Source organism: Streptomyces sp. NPDC048650 (assembly GCF_043199095.1).
Taxonomy (GTDB): domain Bacteria; phylum Actinomycetota; class Actinomycetes; order Streptomycetales; family Streptomycetaceae; genus Streptomyces.
On record NZ_JBICVM010000029.1, the window covers coordinates 1 to 21,722 of the forward strand.

The window sequence follows — 21,722 nt, forward strand, 5'->3', positions numbered from 1 at the left end:
CCGCGAGCTGCGCAAGGAGGCCGGCACGGTCTTCCTGGTCAGCCACAACAACAAGTCGATCCGGGACACCTGCGACCGGGTCCTGTGGCTGGAGCACGGCGAGCTCCTGATGGACGGCCCGACGGACGAAGTGATCAAGGCGTACGAGGCGCACCGCTAGCGCCGGGTCGGCCGGCCGGCCGGCCCGCGACAACGGCCGCCGTGCCAAGCGGAACGGAAACGGGAACGGGAACGGCCCCGGAGCTGCTGCTCCGGGGCCGTCGCCGTGCCGTTGCGGGGCGTCAGCTGTGGGTACGGAGCAGCGTGCGCATGGTCCGCATCGCCACCGACAGATTCGCCAGGTCGAAGCCCTCCGACCCGTAGATCTCCTCCAGCGTGGCGCGGGCACGGCCCAGGATCGCGGCGTTGGCCTCTTCCCACGCCTTGAACCGCTGCTCCGGCGTCGAGGAGCCGTTGCCCACCGTCAGCACATCGCCGGTGAGCGCCGCATGCGCCGCGAAGAGGTCCTCGCGGATGGAGGCGCGGGCCATCGACTGCCAGCGGTCGTTGCGCGGCAGCTCCAGGATGCGGTCCAGGAGCTGGTTGATCCGCAGCCGGTCACCCAGGTCGTAGTAGACCTCGGCGACGTCCAGCGGCTCCTTGCCCGTACGATCCGCGATCGCGACGATGTCCAGCGCCGGGAAGACCGAGGAGAACCCGGCCACCCGGACGGCCAGCGCCTCGGGCACCCCGCCGTCGGTCAGCTCCTCCAGGATCGTCTGGTACCACTCCACGTCGCTGCCCTGGAGCAGCTTGGGCAGCTCCGCCCAGACCTGGGCGACCCGCTCGCCGAAGAAGTCGATGGTCTCCGACAGCTCCAGCGGCTGCGGGCGGTTGTTGAGCAACCAGCGGGTGCCGCGCTCGACCAGCCGCCGCGAGTGCAGCCGGATCCGGGTCTGCACATCGGCCGCGACGACATTGTCGAGCGCCTCGACGTCGTCCCAGACCTCGCCCAGCCGGAAGATGACACGGGCCGCGGTGTGCGCCCGCACAACCTCTTCGAGGGAGGCACCGGTCTCTTCGCGCATCCGGTGCAGGAAGCTCGTACCGCCGGTGTTGACGGTGTCGTTGACCAGCACCGTCGTCACGATCTCGCGGCGCAGCGCGTGGCCGTCGACCTGCTCGGGAAAGCGGTCGAAGAGTGCCGACGGGAAGTAGGCGTGCAGCAGGCGCTGGAGGTACGCGTCGTCCGGCAGGCCGGTCTGGATCAGCGCGTCGGCCACCGTGATCTTGGTGTACGCCAGGAGCACCGCGGTCTCGGGCTGGGTCAGGCCGCGCCCGGCGTTCAGCCGCTCGCGGATCTGCCGGTCGGTGGGCAGGAACTCCAGCGCCCGGTCCAGGTCGCCGTCGCGCCCCAGGCGGCGCATGAAGCGCTGCTGGGCGTGCAGCATGCTGGAGGACTGGGCGAGGGCCAGCGCCAGCGCGGTGTTCTGCGCGTAGTTGTTGCGCAGCACCAGCGCGCCGACCTCGTCGGTCATCGCGGCCAGCAGCTTGTTGCGCTGCTTGACCGTCATGTCGCCTTCGCTGACGACCGCGTTGAGCAGGATCTTGATGTTCACCTCGTGGTCGGAGGTGTCCACACCGGCGCTGTTGTCGATCGCGTCGGTGTTGATCTTCCCGCCGGCCGTGGCGAACTCGATCCGGCCCAGCTGCGTCAGGCCCAGGTTGCCGCCCTCGCCGACGACCTTGACCCGCAGGTCCTCGCCGTTGACGCGGATGGCGTCGTTGGACTTGTCGCCCACATCGGCGTTGGACTCCGCCGAGGACTTCACATACGTGCCGATGCCGCCGTTCCACAGCAGGTCGACCGGCGCCTTGAGGATGGCCTGCATCAGATCGGCCGGCGTCATCTTCTTCACGCCGGACTCGATGCCCAGCGCCGCCCGCACCTGCGCGTTGATCGGGATGGACTTGGCCGAGCGCGGGTGGATGCCGCCGCCCTGCGAGAGCAGCTCGGTGTCGTAGTCGGCCCAGGAGGAGCGGGGCAGCTCGAAGAGCCGGCGGCGCTCGGCGTACGAGGTGGCCGCGTCCGGGTTCGGGTCGATGAAGATGTGCCGGTGGTCGAACGCGGCGACCAGCCGGATGTGCTCGCTGAGCAGCATGCCGTTGCCGAACACGTCACCGGACATGTCGCCGACGCCGACCGCGGTGAAGTCCTCGGTCTGGGAGTCGTGGCCCAGCTCGCGGAAGTGGCGCTTGACCGACTCCCAGGCGCCGCGGGCGGTGATGCCCATGCCCTTGTGGTCGTAGCCGGCGCTGCCGCCGGAGGCGAAGGCGTCACCGAGCCAGAAGCCGTAGGACTCGGCGACCTCATTGGCGATGTCCGAGAACGTCGCCGTGCCCTTGTCCGCCGCGACCACGAGGTAGGTGTCGTCCTCGTCGTGCCGGACGACGTTCTGCGGGGGCACGACCTCGCCGCCGACCAGGTTGTCGGTGATGTCCAGCAGGCCGGAGATGAAGGTCTTGTAGCTGGCGATGCCCTCGGCCAGCCAGGCGTCCCGGTCCACCGACGGGTCCGGCAGCTGCTTGCCGACGAAGCCGCCCTTGGCGCCCACCGGCACGATGACGGTGTTCTTGACCATCTGCGCCTTGACCAGGCCGAGGATCTCCGTACGGAAGTCCTCCCGGCGGTCCGACCAGCGCAGACCGCCGCGGGCGACCTTGCCGAAGCGCAGGTGGACACCCTCGACCTTGGGCGAGTACACCCAGATCTCGTACGCCGGGCGGGGCGCCGGCAGATCGGGGATCGCCTGCGGGTCCAGCTTCATCGAGAGGTAGGCGTGCGGCTCGCCGTCGCTGTTCCTCTGGTAGTGGTTCGTGCGCAGCGTCGCCTTGATGACGGTGAGGAAGGAGCGCAGGATGCGGTCCTCGTCCAGGGAGGCGACCTGGTCGAGCGCGGCTTCCAGCTCCTCCAGCAGGGCGTCGGTCAGCTCGGTGCCGGCCCGCTGGCGGTCCGGGGACATCCGCGCCTCGAAGAGCGAGACCAGCAGCCGGGTGGTGTGGACGTTGTTGGAGAGGGTGTCCTCCATGTACGTCTGGCTGAAGGTCGCACCGGCCTGCCGCAGGTACTTGGCGTAGGCGCGCAGCACCATCGCCTGGCGCCAGTTGAGGCCGGCCTCCAGCACCAGCTTGTTGAAGTTGTCGCTCTCGGCCGCGCCCGTCCACACCGCGGTGAACGCGTCCTGGAAGCGCTCGCGGGCGTCGTCGCCGGTGATGTGCTCGGGCATCCGCAGGCCGAAGTCGTAGACCCAGGCGATGGTGGCGTCCGCGCAGCGCAGCTCGTGCGGGCGCTCGTCGACGACCTCGACGCCCAGGCGGTTCAGGCCCGGCAGCACCCGGGACAGGGAGACCGGCTCGCCCCTGCGATAGATCTTGAAGCGGCGCTCACCGGGGCCCGCGCCGACCGGCTCGTAGAGGCTGACCGAGAAGTTCTGGCCCGGCTCACCGGTGAGCTTCTCCAGGTGCTGGAGGTCGGCCACCGCGCTGCGCGGGGAGTTGTCGGCCTTGTAGCCCTCGGGGAAGGCGTGGGCGTAGCGGCGCAGCAGCCCGGCGGCGCGCTCCTCGCCGCACTCGGCGGTCAGCGCCTCGGCGAAGCCGTCGGCCCAGGAGCGGGCGGCCTCGACCAGGCGGCTCTCCAGGCGGTCCACATCGGTGTCGGTCAGGTCCGGCAGGGCGGCCCCGGGCTCGACGCGGATGACGAAGTGCAGCCGGGAGAGGACGGATTCGGTGTTCCAGGCCGTGAAGTCGACGCTGGTGCCGCCCAGCTCCTCCTTGAGGATGTCGATCAGGCGCAGCCGGACGCCGGTGGTGTAGCGGTCGCGCGGGAGGTAGACCAGCGCGGAGTAGTAGCGGCCGTACTCGTCCTGGCGGAGGTAGAGCCGCAGCCGGCGGCGCTCTTGGAGGTAGAGCACGCTGGTGGCGATCGCCTGGAGCTGGTCGACCGGGGTCTGGAACAGCTCGTCGCGCGGGTACGTCTCCAGGATCTGGAGCAGGTCACGGCCGTCATGGCTGTTCGGGGTGAACCCGGCGCCCTCGAGGACCTCGGTGACCTTGCGGCGGATGACCGGGACGCGGCGCACCGACTCGGTGTACGCGGCCGACGAGAACAGGCCCAGGAAGCGCCGCTCGCCGACGACGTTGCCGTCCGCGTCGAACTTCTTGACGCCCACGTAGTCGAGGTACGAGGGGCGGTGCACGGTGGCCCGGCTGTTGGCCTTGGTCAGGATGAGCAGCTTGTGCTCGCGGGCCTTGGCGCGGGCGTCGGCGGGCAGCCGGTTGAAGGACGGCGAGACGGGGTGGCCGATGTCGCTCTCGCGGTGCTGCGGGTCGGCGCGCAGAATGCCCAGGCCGGTGCCGGGCACGGCGGTCAGCACGTCCTCGTCGGCACCGCCCTCACCGGGCGCGGAGGCCAGCTCGTACTCGCGGTAGCCCAGGAAGGTGAAGTGATCGGCGGCCAGCCAGCGCAACAGCTCGCGGGCCTCGTCGATCTCCTGGTCGCGCAGGTCGTCGGCGGTCGGCTCGGCCGGCAGTTCCTCGGCGATACGCAGCGCCGCGGCCCGCATCTTGTCCCAGTCCTCGACGGTCTCACGGACGTCGGACAGCACCCGCAGCAGATCGGCGGTGATCTGCTTGAGGTCCTCGCGGTCGGTCTCGCGGTCCATCTCGACGTGGATCCACGACTCGATCACCGCGTCGTGCGGCAGTTCGACGGTCTTGCCGTTGCCGTTGTGGCGCCGGTCGCCGTTGGCGTCGAGGACCTCGACCAGCTTGCCCGCGACATCGCGGCGGACGGTGACCTGCGGGTGGATGACGACATGGATGCCGCGGCCCTGCCGGGAGAGCTCGTTGGTGACGGAGTCGACCAGGAACGGCATGTCGTCGGTGACGACCTCGACGACGGAGTGGCTGCAGGTCCAGCCGTTCTCCTCGACGGTCGGGGTGTGCACCCGAACGTTCGCGGTGCCCTGGGGGCGCAGCTCCGCGAGGCGGTAGTGCGAGAGTGCGGCACCGAAGACGTCGACCGGGTCACGGTCGGTGAGGTCCTCGGGTGCGGTGTGCAGGTAGTAGCGCTGGAGGTATCCCGTGAGGGTCTCCGGGTCGAGGCCGCGTACCGGGAGGCGTCCCCCGGCAGGGCTGCTTTCAGCGACCCGGGCGGCCCTGGCGAGCAGCTCGGTCTTGGCATCGTCCAGCTTGGTCTGCATGTCCTCTGGCTCCTGTCGCGCGCCGTTGCGTGACGTCGTGGAAGAACTCCGTGGAAGCTGCACAACGCCGCCGCGACGCGGGGTGTCCTGTCGATGTCGACGCTATGCCGCGATGAGAGAAGGCCGTGCCGTGTTCGACAAGTTTTGTCACAGTCGACATGGGTCCGTGGCCGCAAAGACCAGCGACCGCCCGGTCACGGTGGTGTCCCGGGCGCACAGCGGGGGCCTCGATGCCCCCGCGGGTTATCGCGCTGATCACGGTGCAAGGCTATCGCCCCCGGCGGGGGTGCCGTCATCGGCCTTCCACGTACAAAACCCCACCGTGAACTTGGACCATCCGGACAACGCACGACCGGTCCGGATGTGGGATGGCACGGGCCGTTACGCGGCCGGGCCGCCCCGCGCGACCTCCGCGGCCACCTCCACCGCGTCGGCGAGACTGTCCACCACCGGCACCCCGGCGGCCTCCAGGCTGCGCCGGCTGTGCGATCCACCGGTGTAGAGCACCGCCCCCACCCCGGCCTCCCGCGCGGCCACCGCATCGTCCACCGCATCACCGATGACGACCGTGCGCCCCGGGTCCACGCTCTCCAGCGCCGCCAGATGCCGCACCAGGTGCGTGCTCTTGCCGCCGCCCGAGGGGCCGATCCTGCCGTCGACCCGCACGAACCTCGCCTCGATCCCGAAGCCGCGCACCAGCGGTATCAGTTCGTCATGGCCGTACAGGCTCAGGATCGACTGGCTGTGCCCGGCCGCCTGCCATCCCTGCAGCAGCAGGTCCACGCCCTCGGCGAGCCGGCAGCGCTCCCGGTGCGCGCTGTAGTGGCGGTGGAAGGCCTCGTCCATCACCAGCCACTCGGCGTCCGTCGGCAGGCGCCCCATCAACCGCTCGTAGAACCGCGGAACGGGTACGCAGTACAGCTCCCGGTAACGCTCCAGCGTGATCGGCTCCAGGCCGATCTCCGCGAACGCGGAATTGGTCGCCGCGATCACGGCGTCGACGTCGTGGAACAGCGTGCCGTTCCAGTCCCACACGATGTGGGCCGCTCGCCCTTCCATGTCCGCCCCTCCGTCCGTTCCCATGAGGAAAACGTACCCGCACCCACCGACAGTGCCGCGGAGCGGACCGGGGCGGGCGCCCCCGCCGTCACCGCACCAAGTGCGGGATCTCCTGCACCGCGAACCACATCAGGTCGTGGTCCTGCGCACCGTCCACGGTGAACTGCGCGTCGTCGTCCCCCTGGTCCGCGGCACCGAGCGCCGCCGCGGCCGCGGCCACGTCCGTCGCCGCGTCGTCGGCGTCCACATGGACCGCCGCCGCCTTCGCCAACGGCACCGCGGCGGCCAGCCGCACCTCGCCCAGCGCCGATTCGTCGAGTCCGCGGTCCGGATCGGCCACCGCCGCCCCGTCCGGCACATCGACCGCCACGACGACGCGCCGCCGGGCAACCTTCGGATCGCCGGCGAGCTGCCGCAGCGAGGCCTGGGCCGCGCGGTTCAGCGCCGCGTACTCCAGCTCCTCGATGTCGTCCGAGACGTACCACTCGCGCAACGCGGGCGTGACGGCGTACGCGTCCAGCGGCCCCGGGCCCAGCTCGCCGCTGCTGTGCGCCTCTGCGAGACCGGAGAGGGTCAGGGGGACATAGACGCGCATGGCAGTCGCTTCCGCTCGGTTGCTCGACTCTGGAGAATGCCCCGCCAGCATACGGGCGAGAGTCCCCCATCGGGGCGCCCCGCAGCCCGTGTGCAGGCCGCCCCGGCCGGCCGGGGCGTGCCGCTCCCGAGCCCATTTCCCGGGCCCGCACCACGGACGGGTGAACTGTTCGCCCCCCGGGCGGCCGCCCGCCTCCGCCTTGCCGCCCGTCCGGCCCCGCCGATAGAAGATCCAGGAAGCTACCGACCGGTAATCGACCCACTCGGCACCAGGGGGACACCACCATGACGGACGCGCACCGGAACCCGCCCTCCGACGCAGCCACCGACGCAGCGACCAGGCCCGGCCACGACGCCGCCGCCCCCGACGGCGGACTCCCGAGGCCCGCGGCTCCCCAAGACACCGGACGGCCCATCGGGAGCTCTCGCCCCGCCCGCCGCGTCCCGGCGCCCCGCCGCCCCCTGAGCGCCGGCCGCGGCCCGGGCTCCGGCCCCGGCCGCGGCACGCCCCGCAGCCGTCCCACCGCACCGTCGCCCCTCACCCGCACCACCCCGGGCCGGCGCGGCGCCGACGCCGCCACTGCCGCCGCCCGCCTGCCGACCACAGGCGCCCAGCTCCGGGCCCAGGAGCGCCGGCCGCACCTGTGGTTCGCCCAGCAGCTGCTGCTCACCCTCAGCGGACAGCGCCCCGTGCACGTCCTGCTGGGGCACGCACTGCCCACCGCGTACGACCGGCTGGTCGAGCTCGCCCCGCAGGCACCGCTGCGGCCGCTCGCCCGTGCGGGCCGCGCGGCGCCCGCCCCCACGCTGCGCGAATGCGGACTGTGCCGCCCGTGCGCCGGCGTCATCGAGGCGTTCGCCCGCATCGCGACCGGTGAACGCCTCCGCGCCCTCGCCTTCCGCCTGGAGCTCGGTGCCGACACCCGCTGGCGCTGCGCCGCCGTCGACATCGGCCCGACGCCGGAACCCCGGATCCCGGCGCCCCGCTCTTAGCGGGTGCCCGGCACGCAGGAGCGCCCCGGCCGTGACGGCCGGGGCGCTCCTGTCCGCCGACGCGGCCCGGCACGGGTGCCGGAGCCGCGTCGGCGTTCCTCGTCGCTACTTCTTGCGGCGACGCCCGCCGCTCTTCTGCGCCTTGCGTCGCTCCGCGCGCGTCAGGCCGTCGGACTCCGAGCGGGCCGGGCTCTCACCGTCCTCGTCGCTGACGAAGTCGCCCTCGATGACGCTGCCGTCACCGTCCACCTTGGGTGCGGAGAAGTGCAGCCGGTCCGGCCGCTGCGGGGCCTCCAGGCCCTTGGCGTGGATCTCGGGGCGCCCGGCGCCGGCCGGGACGACCTCCGGCGCCTCCTTCTCGAGGGAGGGCTGCGCCTGGACCGGAACCTCCTCGACCTGCTGCTCCACCTGGACCTCCAGGTTGAACAGATAGCCGACGGACTCCTCCTTGATGCCCTCCATCATGGCGGTGAACATGTCGAAGCCCTCGCGCTGGTACTCGACCAGCGGGTCCTTCTGGGCCATCGCCCGCAGGCCGATGCCCTCCTGGAGGTAGTCCATCTCGTAGAGGTGCTCACGCCACTTGCGGTCCAGCACGGACAGCACGACGCGGCGCTCCAGCTCCCGCATGACGTCCGAGCTGAGCTGCTCCTCGCGGGCGGCGTACTGCTCGTAGATGTCGTCCTTGATGGCGTCGGCGATGAACTCGGCGGTGATGCCCGCGCGGTCGCCGGCCTCGTCCTCCAGCTCGTCGACGGTCACCTTGACCGGGTAGAGCTGCTTGAACGCACCCCACAGCCGGTCCAGGTCCCACTCCTCGGCAAAGCCCTCGACCGTCTCCGCCTGGATGTAGGCGTCGATGGTGTCGTCCATGAAGTGCTTGATCTGCTCCTGCAGATCCTCACCCTCCAGGACGCGGCGGCGCTCGCCGTAAATGACCTCGCGCTGGCGGTTGAGGACCTCGTCGTACTTGAGGACGTTCTTCCGCGTCTCGAAGTTCTGCTGCTCGACCTGCGACTGGGCGGAGGCGATCGCCCGGGTCACCATCTTGTTCTCGATCGGGACGTCGTCGGGGACGTTGGCCATCGCCATGACCCGCTCGACCATCTGGGCCTTGAACAGCCGCATCAGGTCGTCACCGAGGGAGAGGTAGAACCGCGACTCGCCGGGGTCGCCCTGACGGCCGGAACGACCGCGCAGCTGGTTGTCGATGCGGCGCGACTCGTGCCGCTCGGTGCCCAGGACGTAGAGCCCGCCGAGGTCCTTGACCTCTTCGAACTCGGCCTTGACCGCGGCCTCGGCGCGCTCCAGGGCGGCGGGCAGCGCGGCCGCCCACTCCTCGACGTGCTCGACCGGGTCCAGGCCGCGCTGACGCAGCTCCGCCTCGGCGAGGTCGTCGGGGTTGCCGCCGAGCTTGATGTCCGTACCGCGGCCGGCCATGTTCGTGGCGACCGTGACGGCGCCCTTGCGGCCGGCCTGGGCGATGATCGGCGCCTCGCGGTCGTGCTGCTTGGCGTTGAGCACCTCGTGGGCGACGCCGCGCTTGTTGAGCTGCTGCGAGAGGTACTCGGACTTCTCGACCGAGGTGGTGCCGACCAGGATCGGCTGGCCCTTCCCGTGCTTCTCGACGATGTCCTCGACGACCGCGTCGAACTTCGCCGGCTCGGTGCGGTAGATCAGGTCGGCCTGGTCCATCCGGACCATCGGGCGGTTCGTCGGGATCGGGACGACGCCGAGCTTGTAGATCTGGTGGAACTCGGCGGCCTCGGTCATCGCCGTACCGGTCATGCCGGAGAGCTTGTCGTAGAGGCGGAAGAAGTTCTGCAGGGTGATCGTGGCGAGGGTCTGGTTCTCGTCCTTGATCTCCACCCCTTCCTTCGCCTCGATGGCCTGGTGCATGCCCTCGTTGTAGCGGCGGCCGGCGAGGATACGGCCGGTGTGCTCGTCGACGATCATGACTTCGCCGTCGATGACGACGTAGTCCTTGTCGTTCTTGAACAGCTCCTTGGCCTTGATCGCGTTGTTGAGGTACCCGACGAGCGGGGTGTTCACCGACTCGTAGAGGTTGTCGATGCCCAGCCAGTCCTCGACCTTGCCGACACCGGACTCGTGGATGCCGACGGTGCGCTTCTTCTCGTCGACGTCGTAGTCGCCGGTCTCCTCGACACCGCGCTGCGGGTTGGCGGCCTCGCCCCTCTTCAGACGCTGCACCAGTTTCGCGAAGTCGCCGTACCACTTGGTCGCCGAGTCCGCGGGGCCGGAGATGATCAACGGCGTACGGGCCTCGTCGACGAGGATCGAGTCGACCTCGTCCACGACGGCGAAGTTGTGGCCCCGCTGGACGAGTTCGTCCTGCGACCAGGCCATGTTGTCGCGCAGATAGTCGAAGCCGAACTCGTTGTTCGTGCCGTAGGTGATGTCGCAGTTGTACTGCTCGCGGCGCTGGGCCGGCGTCATGTCGGCGAGAATGCAACCGACCGTCAGGCCCAGGAACTTGTGGATCCGGCCCATCATCTCGGAGTCACGCTCGGCCAGGTAGTCGTTCACCGTGATCAGGTGGACGCCCTTGCCGGACAGCGCGTTGAGGTACGTCGGGAGGGTACCGACGAGGGTCTTGCCCTCACCGGTCTTCATCTCGGCGACGTATCCGAGGTGAAGCGCCGCGCCGCCCATCAGCTGGACGTCGTAGGGGCGCTGACCGAGCACCCGCCGGGAGGCCTCACGGACCGTGGCGAACGCCTCGGGCAGCAGGTCGTCCAGGGTCTCCCCGTCCGCGTACCGCTCTTTGTACTCATCGGTGAGCGCCCGCAGCTCGGCGTCGGAGAGGGCCGCGAAGTCCTCTTCGATGGAGTTGACCTGGCCCGCGATGCGGTGCAGTTTGCGCAGGATCTTTCCTTCGCCTGCACGCATGAGCTTGTTGAAGACGGACACTTGGGCTGGTCTCCTTGCCGGTCGGGCCTGCACGGTCGAGTGCGCGGGCGCGGCATCTTTCCAAGGGGGCAGGCCCCGCCGCAACGGCCATCGTAAGGGAGGACGCTCTCGGCCCGGGAGGTTGGCGGCAGCCACGGCAGGTATGCCCCTCCCCACATGAACGCTCGAGTCCGCGAGAAGGTGCCGGGAATCACCGCGAAATCCCTCGCGGCCGCCCGCCGACGCCGCGCACACTCACCGTATGGAGCCTGTCACCCTCACCACCGAGCGCCTTTCGCTGCGCCCGTTCGCGGCGTCGGACGCCGCCGCCGTCCACCTCGCCTGTCAGGAACCCGACATCCCGCGCTGGACGAGCGTGCCCTCGCCGTACCACCTCCAGGACGCGGAGCTGTTCACCGGCACGACCGTCCCGGAGGGCTGGCGCACCGACACCAGCTACACCTTCGCCGTGCTCTCCCGGACCGACGGCTCGCTGGTCGGCTCCATGGTCCTGGTGCGGCTCGACCAGCTGCACACCCCGGAGCGGCAGGCGGAACTCGGCTACTGGACGGCCAAGGAGCAGCGCGGCAAGGGCTACACCGTGGAGGCGGCCCGGGCGGTGGTGCGCTGGGCGTTCGCAGACCTTGGAGTGGAGCGGATGGAGTGGCTCGCGGAGGCGGGAAACGAAGGCTCCCGGGCGGTGGCCCGCAGGGTCGGCTTCCAGATGGAGGGCACCCTGCGCGCGAAGCTGGTCGCGGAGGGCACCCGGCGGGATGTGTGGATCGGGTCCCTGCTCCCGTCCGATCTGCCCCCGGCGCCCGCACCGGACGGCTCCGCCGGCAGCCCCGCGCACGAGCACACCCCCTACCTCCCGTACCCGGGCTGACCCCGGGGCGTCGTCCGGCCGAGGGGGCGGGGCCGTTGTCAGTGCCCGCACCTACCCTTTCCGCATGACTGCAGCGCCGCGCACCAAGCCCCTGCCGCCACCGGTGACCACACTCTCCCAGGACGACGCCCGGCGTGCAGCGCTGCGCGCCCAGGGCCTGCTGGGCGCCCCGGACCGGCGGGCCGGGGTGCGCGGGGTGCTGCGGCAACTGGGCGCCGTGCAGCTGGACACGATCTCGGTGCTGGCCCGCTCCCACGAGCTCGTCCCGTACGCACGCCTCGGCGCGGTCGGCCGCACCACCGTCGACACCGCCTACTGGACCGGCACCCACAGCTTCGAATACTGGTCGCACGCCGCCTGCATCCTGCCCATCGAGGAGTGGCCGCACTTCGCCTTCCGCCGCCGGGCGTACCGCGCCAAAGGGCACCGCTGGCACATCATGGAGAACTCCGAGCGCTCCTGTGCCGCCGTCCTCGACCGCCTCACGGCCGACGGCCCGCTGACCACCACCGAGCTGGGCGGCGGCCGCAACGGCGGGGAGTGGTGGGACTGGTCCGAGACCAAGATCGCGGTGGAGTGGCTGCTGGACACCGGCCAGGTGGTCTGCACCGAGCGCCGCGGCTGGAAGCGGGTGTACGACCTCGCCGAGCGCGCCGTCCCGGACAACCTGCTGCACGACGATCTGGACGACGCCGAGTGCCTGCGCCGGCTGATCGCCCAGGCGGGCGTCGCGATGGGCGTGGCCACCCGCGCCGACCTCGCCGACTACCACCGCGTCAAGGCCGAGCAGGTGGATGCCGTGATCGAAGGCTCCGGACTGGTGCCCGTCGAGGTGGAGGGGTGGGGCAAACCCGCCTGGGCCGATCCCGCCGCCTTGGCGACCGGGCCCCGCGGACGGCACCGTACGACCCTGCTCTCCCCGTTCGACTCGCTCATCTGGGACCGGCCGCGTACGGAGCGGATCTTCGGCTTCACCCACCGCCTGGAGGCCTACGTCCCGCGCCCCAAGCGGGTTCACGGCTATTTCGCGATGCCGCTGCTGGCCGGCGGCCGCCTGATGGGCCGTGTCGATCCGGCCCGCGAGGGCAGCACCCTCGTTGCCCGCCAGGTCTCGATGCAGGGCCCCAAGGCCGCCCGGCCCATGGCTCAGGCCCTCCACGAAGCCGCCGCCTGGGTCGGCTGCGACTCCGTACGCCTGGAGCGCTGCGACGACCCCGCACTCGCCGATGCCCTCCGCGCGGAACTCACTCACATGAGTGACGAGCCGGAGTAGATCTCCCGACTCTCCCGGAGGCCGACCGGGCCCCCGGGCCGGACTCGCGGCTACCCGGTCACGGGCTCAGCGGATCTCCAGAATCTTCTCCCGCATCGCATACACCACGGCTTCCATCCGGGAGTGCAGCTGCAGTTTCTCCAGGATGTTGCGCACATGGTTTTTCACGGTGTTTTCGGAAATAAAGAGCTCTTTGGCGATATCGCGATTGTTCATGCCGGTGGCGACGAGCTTGAGCACCTCCAACTCCCGGTCGGTGAGCCGGGGGGCCGGCACCAGCCGGCGCTCGTCCGTGCGCTGGATCATCGACTTGAACTCCGTCAGGAGCTTGGACGCCATCGACGGGCTGATCTGCGACTGACCGTCCGCGACGGCACGGATTGCGGTGGCCACCTCGTCGGTGGAGATCTCCTTGAGGAGATATCCCGTGGCGCCGGCCTTGATCGCGTCGTAGAGATCCGCCTCTTCATCGCTGATCGTCAGCATGATGATCTTCGCGCTGGGGGCCACCTCCTTGATGGAGGTACAGGCCTCGATACCGCCCCGTTTGGGCATCCGGACGTCCATCAGCACGATGTCGGGAAGCAGATCCGCGGCCTTGTCGACCGCCTCCGCACCGTCCCCGGCCTCGCCGACGACCTGGATGTCCTCCTCCTGGGCCAGAACGATCTCCAGACCCCGCCGGAAAAGCGCGTGATCATCCACGACCAGGACCCGGATCGGCTCCTTGCGCGACGCGCTCTCGGCAATACCTGCCGCCCCGCCGTCCCCGATGCCGCTTCCCTCGCCGCCGCTCACGGGCCCGAAACTGTCCCCCATTGTTCCTCCCCGTCAACTACTCGGCCGAAGGGCCAGAGCTTGGAAATAAGGCTGGTTGACAACAGCCCCGTGCGGCCGGCCCGATCAATGTCATACGTCGACCTCCGGCGAGTAGCCGATTCGTGTCCACATACTCCCTGGCTGGCACAGACACTATACGGCTTCAACTCCTGCTCTCTTCAGGCACGATGGTGCCCCCGGCGTACGCCGGGGGCACTCTGAGGGTGGGCGTCAGCCGCCGAGCGCGCCGCCCGCGCCGCCCGGCTCTTCCTCCCCGAACGAGTCGGGGTTCAGGTGGATGACGCCGTAGTCGTACGCGTGCCGGCGGTAGACGACGCTCGGCTGCTTGTTCTCGGCGTCGACGAAGAGATAGAAGTCGTGACCGACCAGTTCCATCTCGTAGAGCGCCTGGGTGAGCGTCATCGGCGCCGCCGAGTGGGTCTTCTCACGGACGATCAGGGGTCCTTCACCCAGCACGTCGAGCGAGCCCATCTTCGTTGTCGGCACCGTGGGTTCGGCCTCGCTCGCGGCGGCGAGCTCGCCGTTGGTGTTCAGGAGCGCGGCGTCGGGGACGCTGACAGCGACATCACTCGCCGGGATGCGGCCGTTGCCGCGACGTGAGTGGCGCTTGTCGTGCTGCTTGCGCAGTCGCGCCTCCAGCTTGGCGGTGGCGAGATCCAGCGCGGCGTACGGGTCGGCTGCGGCCGCCTCGGCCCGGACCACCGGGCCACGGGAGCGGAGCGTGATCTCCACTCGGTCGGAACGGTCGGCCTGCCGCGGGTTGGGCTCCTTGGACACCTCGACGTCCAGGCTGATCACCTTGCCGTCGAGCTTCTGGACTTTGTCCAGCTTCAGCTTCTCGGCCACGTGCTTGCGGAACCGCTCGGGCACCTCGGTCTTGCGGCCCTTGACGACGATGTCCACGCAGAACTCCGTTCCCGGATCGCTCCGCTACGCAGGCGGAGCAATGCCTTCTTGCACCAGGCCCCGGTAGATGCCGGAGCCTCGGACTTGGCGACTTTCACCTCCTCCTCCCCCGAGGACACGAGCTCCACTCCCACGTTTTCAGGGTGACTGCAAATGACCCCATACGCACCCATCGCGACATCCGCGGCAAAGCGTCCGCCAAGTCCTCACAACCGAACATAGCTCTCCGGGATGGATGTCGGCACCCCCTTACGACCACCGACTCCGTTTGGGTGAAATTTGCTCCTCATTACCTGCAACGATGAAATTCCTCGGTCAGTTCCAGTTGTGCGCGAAAGCGCTCCGGGTTGCCGCGACCGTCGCCGCCCCGGCCACCCGGCCGCCCGCCGCGGCAACCGCCCGTGCGGCCTCGGCGAGGGTGGCTCCCGTGGTCACCAGATCGTCCACCAGCACCACTGGCGCGTCCGTGAGCAGCCTCGCGGCCGCGCCCGGCACCTCCAGCGCACCGGCCAGATTCGCCAGCCGCTGCGGGGCGCTCAGCCCCGCCTGGTCCACCACCGCGCGGCGCTGCCGCAACGCCGCGAGCACTCGCGCCCCGGCGCCGCTCCGCCGCAGGTCGGCAGCGGCCGACAGGGCGATTCTGCGTACCGGGTCATGGCCGCGCCCGGCCACCGCCCGCCGGGCCGACGGCACCGGCACGAGCACCGGCGTCCCCTCGACCCGCACCCGCCGCACCGCTCCGGCCAGCGCCGCCCCCAGTGGCTCCGCCAGCCGCAGCGCGCCGCGCTCCTTGTGTGCCAGCAGCACGGCCCGTACCTCGTCGCCATACGCCGCACCCGCCCACACCCGGGGCAGCCCGGCGGGCGTCGGCCGCGGCGTCACCCGTCGCGGGCCGTGCCCGTCGCGCGCCAGCGCCCGGCGGCACCAGGGGCACAGCTCCGTCCTCGGTCGGCCGCACCCTGCGCAGTCGACCGGCAGCACCAGACCGGCGAGTTCCCGCCACACCCCCTGCATGACTCCAGGGTCCCGCCGACTGCGCCCGTCCACCACCCCTGTGGAAAACCCGGGCACCGCCGCGCCCCGACCTGGGCCGTCACCCGGGATAGACCGGCGCCGTCCCCTCCTGGGCGACCGTTTTCCAGTTCGCGTCCGGAGGCAGCCGCACGATGCCCTCGGCGGCGTCGGCGATCAGCGGTCTGGTCTCGTCCTCCGAGGCCGCCACCGCCTTGACGCCGTTGACACCCGGCAGGGTCTGCGCGTTGGACGCCGAGCCGTCGGTCTCCATGAACTGCATCTGCTGCACCCCGCCGGACTCCCGCCCGACGACCACCAGCCGACTGCCCCCCGCCCAGGAAGCGGCCACCACGTCCTCCAACTGCGGCGCGATCGGGCGCAGTTCCTCCACCGAGAGCACCGGGTGCGCCCGGGTCCCCGCGCGCTCGACCCGGCCCAGCTGGAGCGTCGTCCGGCCCTTGTCCTCCACCAGCATCGCGATCCGGATTCCGTCCGCCGCCACCCGGATCGCCTTGATCCGCCGGTGCCCGAGGCCGGGCACCGCGACCTCTTCGGGGTCGCCCTTCCCCTCGCGCATCCGCAGCAGCCGCGAGCCGTGCGCGCCACGGTCCGCGACCCACAGATCGCCCAGACCGTCCCAGCTCGGCGCGGTCAGCCCCTCGTCCGGGTTCTTGGCGGATCCGGTGCTGGTCAGCAGCGGGGCACCGCGCCCGATGCCGTCCTCCAGCCCGGCCACGTACAACGACCGGCCGTCGCTCGACACCCCGGCCGCCGTGCTCTCGCCGCGCGAGATGGCGACCGAGCGCAGCTGCGTCCGGCCGGTGCCGAACGGTCCGCGCACCGGCGTCGGTTCGGTGGCGTAGTCGGACATGGCGACCACCTTGTGGTCGGCGTCGATGAAGTACTCCTGGGCGGGGTGGCCGGCGTCCTGGACCGGTGAGTACTCGCGTTCGGCCTGCCCCTGGGTCAGCGCACACAGCGAGTCGCCGTCGGCGTTCTCCAGGTCCACCTCACTGACCTTCGAGGCCCGTGTCATGTCCTGCACGGTGAAGAAGAGTTGGGCTGCCATCCGCTTGCACTGGCCGGTGCTGGTGCCGGCCGCCTGCTTGTTGAGCCTCACCCGCAGGGCATTGGAGTCGTCCAGCGACAGGTCACGCGCGGCGAGCCGGGTGCCGGCCGGGAACTCCGACGACGTCACCTGGCTCAACCAGTCGGTGGGCCCGGACAGCAGCGCCTCCACACTCGCCGTGATCGGCTCTATCCGCTGGCGCAGATACACCGGGTCGGCGACGAGGACGTTACGACTCGCCTTCGGCTCCGAGGACTCCGACTTGTAGGACGCGAAGTAGTACTTGTTGACGGAGCGGTAGATCCGCTGGAAGTCGGACTGCCCGAGCACCAGGCCGTCGGGCAGCCGGTCGATGCGCCACTGCCCGTTCTCCTTGATGAGGTGGATCGTCCGGCGGTACTTCTTCTCCTCCGGCGTATAGGCGTGGTTGGCGTCCACCTGGGCCACCTGGCTGCCGGACAGCGTGACGGTGTAGCCCGACCCGTCCTCGCGGCTGGGCTGCGCCTGCGGCTCGGGCTTGGGGCGCTCCTGGAGCACATTGGTGACCCGGAACGGCTGCCAGGTACGCCTGGCCGACTTCGCCAGATACTGGCCGGCCGTACGGAAGTCCGCCTCGTCGCTGGTCGTCGCGTCCAGGAAGCTGCGGACGATGTTCGTCGGCTGTGCGCCGTCCTGCGGGGGCACGCCGTAGACCCGCACCTGCGAGTCGCCGTCGGCCCGCGGGGACTGGTCGACCCCTTTGACGTCGCCGCTGTCCGGCATCGAGGCGCACCCGGCCAGCAGTACGCCGGCACAGCCGAGCAGGGCGAGCCTGCGCGCCCGCCCGGCACCTCTGGGGGCACGGCGAGGGACTGTGCGCCAGGCCCGGCCCTCACCCGACCGCTCAGTCTCCACGCAGTCCGCCTTCCCGCTCCGTGCTCTGTCCGGCTTCCCGCTCCGTGCCGTCTGCGGCTTCCCGTGCCGGCCCGTGGGCGGTTTCGCCTGCCCGGCCCGATCCATCGGGGCGTGCGTCCTGGCCGCGCACCATCCCGTCGCTCCGTACGCCCCCGGTCTGCGCCACCACACGGGCACCGCCACTGCCGGGCAGGGACGCCGGACCGGCTGCCAGCCGGCCCGCGGTGCGCGGCTGGGCGGGGATCGCGGCCGCCACGCGGCCCGCCGCGCCACCCGGCTGTCCCGCCTCGGCCGAGCCGCGGTGACGCCGCGAGTCCTCCGGCTCCAGGGGGATCGGGGAGCCGCGCAGCGTCTCACCGGCCGTACGCGGCAGCGTCAGCCGGAACTGCGAGCCACCGCCCGGCTCACCCCACGCCTGCAGCCAGCCGCCGTGCAGCCGGGCATCCTCGACGGCGATGGACAGGCCCAGGCCCGTACCGCCGGTGGTACGCGCCCGCGCCGGGTCCGCGCGCCAGAAGCGGTTGAAGACCCGGGTCGCCTCGCCGGGCTTGAGGCCGACGCCGTAGTCGCGTACCGCGACGGCCACCGCGCCGCCGGAAGGGCCGCCCCCGGAGGCCAGCCGCACCACGACATCCCGGCCCTCGCCGTGCTCGACGGCGTTGATCACGAGGTTGCGCAGCACCCGCTCCACCCGGCGGGTGTCGGCCTCCGCGATCACGGGGCGCTCGGCGCCGCGCACCACGATCGACGTCCCCTTGGCCTCGGCCAGCGGCTCGGCGCCCTCGATGACGCGGTTGACGACATCGCGCAGGTCTATCGGCTCGGCCTCCAGCGCGGCCGCGCCGGCGTCGAACCGGCTGATCTCCAGCAGCTCCGCGAGCAGCGACTCGAAGCGGTCCAGCTGGCCGCGGAGCAGCTCGGCGGAGCGTGCGGTGGCGGGGTCGAACTCGTCGCGCACCTCGTGGATGACGTCGGCCGCCATCCGGACGGTGGTCAGCGGTGTGCGCAGCTCGTGCGAGACGTCGGAGACGAACCGGCGCTGCATCCTGGACAGCTCCTCGAGCTGCTGGATCTTGATCTGGAGGTTCTGCGCCATCTTGTTGAAGGACTCGCCGAGCCGTGCGATGTCGTCCTCGCCGGTGACCTTCATCCGCTCCTGGAGGAGGCCCGCGGCCAGCCGCTCGGAGATCCCGGCGGCCATCCGTACGGGGGTGACGACCTGCCGCACCACGAGCCAGGCGATGGCTCCGAGCAGGATCACGACGAACACCCCGGCCGTCGCGAGCGTCCCGGTCACCAGCTTCAGGGACTCCGCTTCCTGGCTGAACGGGAAGAGGTAGTAGAGCTGGTACTGGTTGCTGTTGACGTCGTTGAGGCGCTTGCCGATGATCAGCGCCGGCACCCCGTCGTCCGACCCGATGCGCTTGATCTGCGTGTACTGGCGGAACGTCCCGGCCTTGGTCTCCAGCTTCCGCCGCAGCTCGGCGGGCACGCTGCGCTCGGGATCGACGTCTCCGGAGGCGCGCGGGCCGCGGGTGCCGGGGCTGGAGTCGCCGAACGGCTCGTCGGAGTCGGAGCTGAGCGCCACCACGGAGAAAACGCCCTGCCCGCCGCTGGCGAGCTGCTCCACCAGGCCGGTCAGCCAGGTCGCGGAGTCCTGTGTGCCGCGGTTTCCGGTCCGGGCGGCGTCCTCGGACCGGGTGTCGTCGGCGCCGTCGGCCATCTTCTGCGCGACGCCGAAGCCGCCCACGGCCTGGCTCTGCGCGGCCTGGGCCTTGGCGGTCAGCAGGCCGTTGCGGACCTGGCCGACGACCACGACGCCGAGCAGCAGCACCACCGCGAGCGACATCAGCAAGGTGGTCGCGACGACGCGCAGCTGAATGTTGCGCCGCCACAGCCGTAGCGCGGGCAGCAGCGGCCGCCGCACCCAGCGGCTGAAGAGCCGCAGCAGCGGGTGGACCGGGCCGCTCACCGCGCCGTCGGGCAGCAGCTGCCCGCCGCGCAGCAACCAAGCGGACAACTTTCCCGAAAAGGGCATTTCACTCGCCGGGTCGACGGAACGCCCCCGCTTCACCTCCGGGGCCGCGCCGTCCCGGGTCATCTCAGCTCGGCCCGGCCTTGTAGCCGACCCCGCGCACGGTCACCACGATCTCCGGACGCTCCGGATCCCGCTCGACCTTGGAACGCAGTCGCTGAACATGGACATTGACCAGCCGGGTGTCGGCGGCGTGCCGATAGCCCCAGACCTGCTCCAGCAGCACCTCACGGGTGAACACCTGCCACGGCTTGCGCGCCAGCGCCACCAGCAGATCGAACTCCAGCGGGGTCAGCGCGATCGACTGGCCGTCCCGCTTCACCGAGTGGCCCGCGACGTCGATGACCAGGTCACCGATCGCCAGCTGCTCGGGCGCCGGCTCCTCCGAGCGCCGCAGCCGGGCCCGGATCCGGGCCACCAGCTCCTTGGGCTTGAACGGCTTGACGATGTAGTCGTCCGCACCCGACTCGAGCCCGACCACCACATCCACGGTGTCGCTCTTGGCCGTCAGCATCACGATCGGCACCCCGGACTCGGCCCGGATCAGCCGGCACACCTCGATGCCGTCCCGTCCGGGAAGCATCAGGTCGAGCAGCACAAGATCGGGCTTGGTCTCCCGGAAGGCGGCAAGGGCCTTGTCCCCGTCCGACACGAACGACGGTTCAAAGCCTTCGCCACGCAGCACGATGCCAAGCATCTCTGCCAGTGCGGTGTCGTCGTCGACGACCAGGACGCGTCCCTTCATTCGGCCATCATCCCATTACCTGATCGTGACTTACTCCATCGTGACGTGGAACACACCCGGGCAAGCCCCTCCCGCGTGACCGGCGAGACCACTCCGGCCTCCGTGACGATCGCCGTCACCAGCGCGGCCGGAGTCACGTCGAAGGCCGGGTTGTAGGCCTGCGCGCCCAATGGCGCCACCGCCGTCATGGCGCCGGATCCTCCCCCGGCACCCTGCCCGTACGGCAACGAGAGCTCCGTCACCTCGCTTCCCGGCCGCTGCTCCACCTCGATGTCCGCCCCCTGCTCCGTCGCCAGATCCACCGTGCTGGTCGGCGCCACCACCACGAACGGCACATGGTGGTAGCGGGCCAGCACCGCGAGCGGATAGCTGCCGACCTTGTTGGCGACCGACCCGTCCGCCGCGATGCGGTCCGCGCCTATCAGCACCGCGTCCACCTCACCCGCGGCGAACAGCGATCCCGCCGCCCCGTCCGCCAGCACGCTGTACGCCATACCGGCGCGTGCCGCCTCGTACGCCGTCAGCCGCGCCCCCTGCAGCAGCGGCCGCGTCTCGTCCACCCACAGCCGGCGCAGCTCGCCGGTCCGGTGCGCCGCCTTCACCACCGCCAGGGCGGTCCCCTCGCCCCCGGACACCAGCGCGCCCGTGTTGCAGTGCGTGAGAATCCGGTGACCGCCGCCCGGCAGCAGCTCTCCCAGCAGCGCCAGACCGTGCTCCGCCATCCGCACGCTGGCCTCGATGTCCTCGTGGTGCACGGCCCGCGCCTCGGCCAGCGCCGCCGCCGCGGCAGCATCGGCGCCCGCCCCGCGACCGGCCGCTTCGCGGTACGCGGCGACCGCCCGCCGCACGCCGTACCCGAGATTGACCGCGGTCGGTCGGGCATGTGCCAGCGCTTCCGCCGCATCGTCCACCTCGAATCCGCGCGCCGCGGCCAGCGCGACACCGTACGCACCCGCGATGCCCAGCAGCGGCGCGCCGCGTACCGCCAGCGTCCGGATCGCCTGGACCAGCGCCGGTACGTCCGTACAGACCAGCTCGGCCTCCTCCGCCGGCAGCCGGGTCTGGTCGAGGAGGACCACGACGGGTCCCTCTGGTAGCTCCTCCCAACGCAACGACGGGATCGCGAGCGTCTGTGCGCCCGCCTCGGATACCTCGTACTGATCGGCCATTGGTTCAGTCTGCCGCCGACAGCACTCCGAACAGAAGGTCCATCACTGCTCAGGCCTCGGGTACACAGAACCACCCGCCATGACACGATGACTCG

General features: G+C 70.9%; 14 protein-coding genes and 1 pseudogene. 4 read left to right on the plus strand and 11 right to left on the minus strand.

The genetic code is table 11. The features are described 5' to 3' along the window. Positions 1–160: pseudogene (locus ACGFML_RS37890) on the plus strand (ABC transporter ATP-binding protein); the annotation flags it as partial. Between the two features lie 121 nt (positions 161–281). Here the strand turns inward: ACGFML_RS37890 and ACGFML_RS37895 are convergent. The 3 genes from ACGFML_RS37895 to ACGFML_RS37905 form a co-directional block, all read right to left on the minus strand. Beyond that, a complete protein-coding gene (locus tag ACGFML_RS37895) occupies positions 282–5,240 on the minus strand; it encodes an NAD-glutamate dehydrogenase (RefSeq protein WP_393550473.1) in 4,959 nt (1,652 codons plus the stop codon). A 381-nt stretch (positions 5,241–5,621) separates the two neighbouring features. Further along, complete coding sequence (locus tag ACGFML_RS37900) at positions 5,622–6,323, minus strand: HAD family hydrolase (protein ID WP_393550475.1); 702 nt, start codon at positions 6,321–6,323, stop codon at positions 5,622–5,624. Positions 6,324–6,387: 64 nt separating this feature from the next. Next, positions 6,388–6,894, minus strand: coding sequence for a DUF6912 family protein (locus ACGFML_RS37905; RefSeq protein WP_393550477.1), 507 nt, complete (start codon positions 6,892–6,894; stop codon positions 6,388–6,390). A gap of 284 nt (positions 6,895–7,178) precedes the next feature. On the opposite strand from ACGFML_RS37905, the gene ACGFML_RS37910 reads away from it, so the two are divergent. Beyond that, a complete protein-coding gene (locus ACGFML_RS37910; protein ID WP_393550479.1) occupies positions 7,179–7,886 on the plus strand; it encodes an Rv3235 family protein in 708 nt (235 codons plus the stop codon). 105 nt (positions 7,887–7,991) lie between these two features. Here the strand turns inward: ACGFML_RS37910 and secA are convergent, their stop codons facing one another. After that, entirely contained in the window at positions 7,992–10,817 is a 2,826-nt protein-coding gene (secA, locus tag ACGFML_RS37915; RefSeq protein ID WP_393550481.1) for a preprotein translocase subunit SecA, read from the minus strand. 241 nt (positions 10,818–11,058) lie between these two features. Between secA and ACGFML_RS37920 the strand changes: the two genes are divergently transcribed. Then, positions 11,059–11,682 carry a GNAT family N-acetyltransferase gene (locus tag ACGFML_RS37920; RefSeq protein ID WP_393550483.1) on the plus strand — a complete coding sequence of 208 codons (624 nt, stop codon included), beginning with the start codon at positions 11,059–11,061 and terminating at the stop codon, positions 11,680–11,682. A 64-nt stretch (positions 11,683–11,746) separates the two neighbouring features. Then, positions 11,747–12,955: a winged helix-turn-helix domain-containing protein gene (locus ACGFML_RS37925; RefSeq protein ID WP_393550485.1), complete on the plus strand. Its 1,209-nt coding sequence runs from the start codon at positions 11,747–11,749 to the stop codon at positions 12,953–12,955. A 66-nt stretch (positions 12,956–13,021) separates the two neighbouring features. Here the strand turns inward: ACGFML_RS37925 and ACGFML_RS37930 are convergent, their stop codons facing one another. The 7 genes from ACGFML_RS37930 to mtnA all read right to left on the minus strand — a co-directional run bounded on the left by ACGFML_RS37930 (position 13,022) and on the right by mtnA (position 21,627). Beyond that, positions 13,022–13,774: a response regulator gene (locus ACGFML_RS37930; RefSeq protein ID WP_393550487.1), complete on the minus strand. Its 753-nt coding sequence runs from the start codon at positions 13,772–13,774 to the stop codon at positions 13,022–13,024. Positions 13,775–14,005: 231 nt separating this feature from the next. Continuing rightward, entirely contained in the window at positions 14,006–14,698 is a 693-nt protein-coding gene (hpf, locus tag ACGFML_RS37935) for a ribosome hibernation-promoting factor, HPF/YfiA family (protein ID WP_393550489.1), read from the minus strand. A gap of 318 nt (positions 14,699–15,016) precedes the next feature. Continuing rightward, the gene (locus ACGFML_RS37940) at positions 15,017–15,715 is read right to left on the minus strand and encodes a ComF family protein (protein WP_393550491.1); all 699 of its coding nucleotides are present in this window, start codon (positions 15,713–15,715) and stop codon (positions 15,017–15,019) included. A gap of 79 nt (positions 15,716–15,794) precedes the next feature. Continuing rightward, positions 15,795–17,678: an LpqB family beta-propeller domain-containing protein gene (locus ACGFML_RS37945; protein ID WP_393550493.1), complete on the minus strand. Its 1,884-nt coding sequence runs from the start codon at positions 17,676–17,678 to the stop codon at positions 15,795–15,797. Continuing rightward, on the minus strand, positions 17,668–19,779 hold the full coding sequence (gene mtrB, locus ACGFML_RS37950) for an MtrAB system histidine kinase MtrB (RefSeq protein WP_393550495.1): 2,112 nt from the start codon (positions 19,777–19,779) through the stop codon (positions 17,668–17,670). Before mtrB ends, ACGFML_RS37945 begins: the two co-directional genes overlap by 11 nt. A 1-nt stretch (position 19,780) precedes the next feature. Next, positions 19,781–20,458: a two-component system response regulator MtrA gene (mtrA, locus tag ACGFML_RS37955; RefSeq protein ID WP_030416996.1), complete on the minus strand. Its 678-nt coding sequence runs from the start codon at positions 20,456–20,458 to the stop codon at positions 19,781–19,783. Beyond that, complete coding sequence (gene mtnA, locus ACGFML_RS37960; RefSeq protein WP_393550497.1) at positions 20,455–21,627, minus strand: S-methyl-5-thioribose-1-phosphate isomerase; 1,173 nt, start codon at positions 21,625–21,627, stop codon at positions 20,455–20,457. Before mtnA ends, mtrA begins: the two co-directional genes overlap by 4 nt. Positions 21,628–21,722: the final 95 nt, after the last annotated feature.

Coding starts and splice junctions, on each gene's coding strand:
- ACGFML_RS37925 (WP_393550485.1), top strand. CDS start 11,747: ATGACTGCAGCGCCGCGCACCAAGCCCCTGCCGCCACCGGTGACCACA.
- ACGFML_RS37920 (WP_393550483.1), top strand. CDS start 11,059: ATGGAGCCTGTCACCCTCACCACCGAGCGCCTTTCGCTGCGCCCGTTC.
- ACGFML_RS37930 (WP_393550487.1), bottom strand. CDS start 13,774: ATGGGGGACAGTTTCGGGCCCGTGAGCGGCGGCGAGGGAAGCGGCATC.
- ACGFML_RS37940 (WP_393550491.1), bottom strand. CDS start 15,715: ATGCAGGGGGTGTGGCGGGAACTCGCCGGTCTGGTGCTGCCGGTCGAC.
- ACGFML_RS37905 (WP_393550477.1), bottom strand. CDS start 6,894: ATGCGCGTCTATGTCCCCCTGACCCTCTCCGGTCTCGCAGAGGCGCAC.
- ACGFML_RS37895 (WP_393550473.1), bottom strand. CDS start 5,240: ATGCAGACCAAGCTGGACGATGCCAAGACCGAGCTGCTCGCCAGGGCC.
- mtnA (WP_393550497.1), bottom strand. CDS start 21,627: ATGGCCGATCAGTACGAGGTATCCGAGGCGGGCGCACAGACGCTCGCG.
- ACGFML_RS37910 (WP_393550479.1), top strand. CDS start 7,179: ATGACGGACGCGCACCGGAACCCGCCCTCCGACGCAGCCACCGACGCA.
- ACGFML_RS37900 (WP_393550475.1), bottom strand. CDS start 6,323: ATGGGAACGGACGGAGGGGCGGACATGGAAGGGCGAGCGGCCCACATC.
- mtrA (WP_030416996.1), bottom strand. CDS start 20,458: ATGAAGGGACGCGTCCTGGTCGTCGACGACGACACCGCACTGGCAGAG.
- mtrB (WP_393550495.1), bottom strand. CDS start 19,779: ATGACCCGGGACGGCGCGGCCCCGGAGGTGAAGCGGGGGCGTTCCGTC.